The 3,802-nt window shown below is 72.2% G+C and carries 4 protein-coding genes; all 4 read right to left on the bottom strand.

Annotation, left to right across the window (positions count from 1 at the left end; translation table 11 throughout):
* Positions 1 to 57: 57 nt before the first annotated feature.
* Entirely contained in the window at positions 58 to 1,656 is a 1,599-nt protein-coding gene (serA, locus tag ACTUAL_RS00505) for a phosphoglycerate dehydrogenase (protein WP_096496675.1), read from the bottom strand.
* A gap of 408 nt (positions 1,657 to 2,064) precedes the next feature.
* On the bottom strand, positions 2,065 to 2,334 hold the full coding sequence (locus ACTUAL_RS00500) for a DUF397 domain-containing protein (RefSeq protein WP_096496676.1): 270 nt from the start codon (positions 2,332 to 2,334) through the stop codon (positions 2,065 to 2,067).
* A gap of 112 nt (positions 2,335 to 2,446) precedes the next feature.
* Complete coding sequence (ilvC, locus tag ACTUAL_RS00495; protein WP_015804711.1) at positions 2,447 to 3,460, bottom strand: ketol-acid reductoisomerase; 1,014 nt, start codon at positions 3,458 to 3,460, stop codon at positions 2,447 to 2,449.
* 57 nt (positions 3,461 to 3,517) lie between these two features.
* Positions 3,518 to 3,802: acetolactate synthase small subunit (gene ilvN / locus ACTUAL_RS00490; protein WP_440898879.1), on the bottom strand; the 285-nt coding region annotated here is incomplete at its 5' end.

The following is a 3,802-nucleotide window of genomic DNA, read 5'->3' as shown; positions in this document are numbered from 1 at the left end:
GGCGCCGCGCGGGCGGGTCGGCCTGCGCCGATCGGCCGCGCGGCGCCCCGCGCCGGATCAGCCGAAGTCGACCGAGCGCATGGTGCGCGCGCCGACCGACGCGCCGATCGGGTCGAGCACGTTGCTGTCCACCGGGCGGTCGACGCGCAGCAGCATCAGCGCCTCGGAGCCGCCCTTCTGCTGGCTGATCTGCGCCGCCTCCACGTTCACCCCGGCCTCGCCGAGGAGCGTGCCGACGGTGCCCATGACGCCGGGCCGGTCCGAGTACTCCAGCAGCAGCACGTTGCCCTCGGCGCGCAGGTCGAAGCTGCGGCCGTTGACGCCCACGATCTTCTCGACCTGGTCGAGGCCGGTCAGCGTGCCGGACACGGTCAGCACCGAGCCGTCGGCCTGCACCGCCCGCACGGTCACCAGGCTGCGGTGGTTGGCGCTGGAGGGCTCCTTGACCACGTCGACCGACACGCCCAGCGAGGCGGCCAGCGCGGGCGCGTTCACGAACGTCACCTGCTCCTCGACCACGCTGGAGAACACCCCGCGCAGCGCGGCCAGCGGCAGCACGCTCACGTCCTCGTTGGACAGCTCGCCCCGCACCTCCAGGGTGACCGAGGTGGGCGCCTTGGCGCTGAGCGCCGCGACGACCGTGCCGAGCTTCTGCACGAGCGGCAGGTACGGCCGGACCTCCTCGCCGACCACGCCGCCGCCCTGCACGTTGACCGCGTCCGGCACGAAGTCGCCCGCGAGGGCGAGCAGCACCGACTTGGCCACGTCCGTGCCCGCGCGGTCCTGGGCCTCGCTGGTGGAGGCGCCCAGGTGCGGGGTGACGACGACGTTCGGGAGCCCGAAGAGCGGGCTGGCGGTGGTGGGCTCGGTGGCGAACACGTCGATGCCCGCGCCGCCGACCTGGCCGCTCCGCACGGCCTCGGCGAGCGCGTCCTCGTCGATCAGGCCGCCGCGCGCGGCGTTGACGACGATGACGCCCCGCTTGGTCTTGGCCAGCTGCTCGGCGCCGATCAGGCCCTTGGTCTCGGGGGTCTTGGGCAGGTGGATGGAGATGGCGTCGGCCCGCTCCAGCAGCTCCTCCAGCGACACCAGCTCGATGCCGAGCTGGGCGGCGCGGGCGGCGGCCACGTAGGGGTCGTACGCGATGATGGAGGTGCCGAAGGCCGCGAGCCGGGCCGCGAACAGCTGCCCGATCTTGCCCAGGCCCACCACGCCGACGGTCTTGCCGTTGAGCTCGACGCCGTTGAAGGAGCTGCGCTTCCACGCGCCGCCCGCGAGGGTGGCGTGGGCGGCCGGGATCTGCCTGGCCACCGACAGCAGCAGCGCGACGGCGTGCTCGGCGGCGGAGACGATGTTGCTGGTGGGCGCGTTGACCACCATGACACCGCGCTCGGTCGCGGCGGGCACCTCGACGTTGTCCAGGCCGACGCCCGCGCGGGCGACCACCTTCAGCTTCGAGGTCGCCGCGAACACCTCGGCGTCGACCTTCGTGGCGGACCGCACGAGGAGCGCGTCGGCGTCCGCGACGGCGGAGAGCAGCGCGGGTCGGTCGGTGCCGTCGACGTGGCGCACCTCGATGTCCTCGCCGAAGACGTCGAGCACGGAGGGTGCCAGCTTCTCGGCGATCAGGACGACGGGTCGGCTCGTGTTGCTCACGGGCGGTGCTCCCAGCGGTGTCTGGTGGATTCGGGAGCGCGGGCGGGTCGAAAGCAGGCCGCGAACCCGCGCCGACCGGCCACGGCGATGTGTCCGGGTTGTTAACGAGGATAGTCCCGTGCGGCGCGGGCGTTCGAGGCGGGTTCTCCCCGCCACCAGCGGGTTTGCCGGGTTTGGCCCGCTCTGGGGGCCTGCGCGGGCGCACACGCGGGCGACCCTGCGGGAAAACGCGGTGTGAACTGTCCACCGGCTGGGAATCGCAGGCCCGGTCGGCGGATCACCGGATGATCAGGGGCGCCGCCGCGCCGGTCGGCGGGCCGCCGCGACCGCTCGGGGTGATCGGGACCGGGGCGGCGCGGGAGGTCGCCGGTTCCGGGGCGTCACCGCCCGGACGTCACCACCCGGACGTCACCACGGCTCGTCGAACTCGCCGTCCTTGACGCCGAGGATGAACGCCTCCCACTCGGCGGGCGTGAAGACCAGCACCGTGCCGTCGGGTTCGGCGGAGTTGCGCATCGCCGTGTAGGTCACGCCGTCGGTGTGCTCGACGAACGCGATCTCGACGTGCTCGGCCTCGTGCTCGGCGCCCTCGTCGCTGCGCAGCCACTGCGCGGCCGACAGGTCCAGGTTGCCCCGGACGTGGGCCTTGTCGTCGTAGATCGGGGCGCTCTCGCTCATGCGCCAAGGTATACCGGAGGGCGCGGCCCACCGACCAGCCGCGCCCCCGCCGTCCGCGCGGACCCCCGACCAGCCGCGCGCCGTGCGGCTGATCAGGGGTTTCGCCGGAACGTCAGACCGTGTCGGTCAGCGGCCGGTCCACCCACGACATCAGGCCGCGCAGCTTCTTGCCGACCTCCTCGATCGGGTGAACTTCGCCGTCCTGCTGCAACTTCTTGTAGTTGCCGCGGCCCTTGTCGTCCTCCTCGACCCACTCCTTCGCGAAGGTGCCGTCCTGGATCTCGGTCAGGACCTTGCGCATCTCCTCCTTGACCGCGGGCGTGATGACGCGCGGGCCGCGGGTGAGGTCGCCGTACTCGGCGGTGTCGGAGATGGAGTAGCGCATCCGCGCGATGCCGCCCTCGTACATGAGGTCGACGATCAGCTTCAGCTCGTGCAGGCACTCGAAGTACGCGACCTCGGGGGCGTAGCCCGCCTCGGTCAGCACCTCGAAGCCCGCCTGCACCAGCGCCGAGGCGCCGCCGCACAGGACCGCCTGCTCGCCGAACAGGTCGGTCTCGGTCTCCTCCTTGAACGTCGTCTTGATGACGCCCGCGCGGGTGCCGCCGATGCCCTTGGCGTAGGACAGGGCGAGCGCCTGCGCGGTGCCCGACGCGTCCTGCTCGACCGCGATGAGCGCCGGGACGCCCTTGCCGTCGACGAACTGGCGGCGCACGAGGTGGCCGGGGCCCTTGGGGGCGACCATCGCGACGTCCACGTTGGACGGCGCCTGGATCAGGCCGTAGCGGATGTTGAAGCCGTGGCCGAAGAACAGCGCGTCGCCGTCCTTCAGGTTCGGCGCGATGTCGTTGGCGTAGATGTGCCGCTGAGCGGTGTCCGGCGCCAGGATCATGATCAGGTCCGCCTCGGCGGCGACCTCGGCGGGCGTGCCGACCTTGAGGCCCTGCTCCTCGGCCTTGGCGCGGGACTTGGAGCCCTCGGGGAGGCCGATCCGGACGTCGACGCCGGAGTCGCGCAGGCTCAGCGCGTGGGCGTGGCCCTGGCTGCCGTAGCCGATGACCGCGACCTTGCGCCCCTGGATGACGCTCAGGTCGGCATCGTCGTCGTAGAAGATCTCGACGCTCACTGGTGGGTACTTCCTTCCGTGGTTCTGCGGAAAACTCAGCGGTTCTGCGGGAAGAGCTCAGCGCACCGCGGTCGCGGTGATGGAACGGGCGCCGCGGCCGATGGCGACCATGCCGGACTGCACGATCTCGCGCAGCCCGTAGGGCTCCAGCATCCTGAGCAGCGCGTCGAGCTTCTCCGACGTGCCGGTCGCCTCGACCGTGACCGCCTCCGGGGAGACGTCGACGACCTTGGCGCGGAACAGCTGGACGACGTCGAGCACCTGGCCGCGGGTCTCACCGGTGGCGGCGATCTTGGCCAGCACCAGCTCGCGGTTGACCGAGGCGCCGGGGTCGAGCTCGAC

The sequence above is a fragment of the Actinosynnema sp. genome, assembly GCF_052038725.1.
This window is presented reverse-complemented; position numbering and strand designations above follow the sequence as displayed.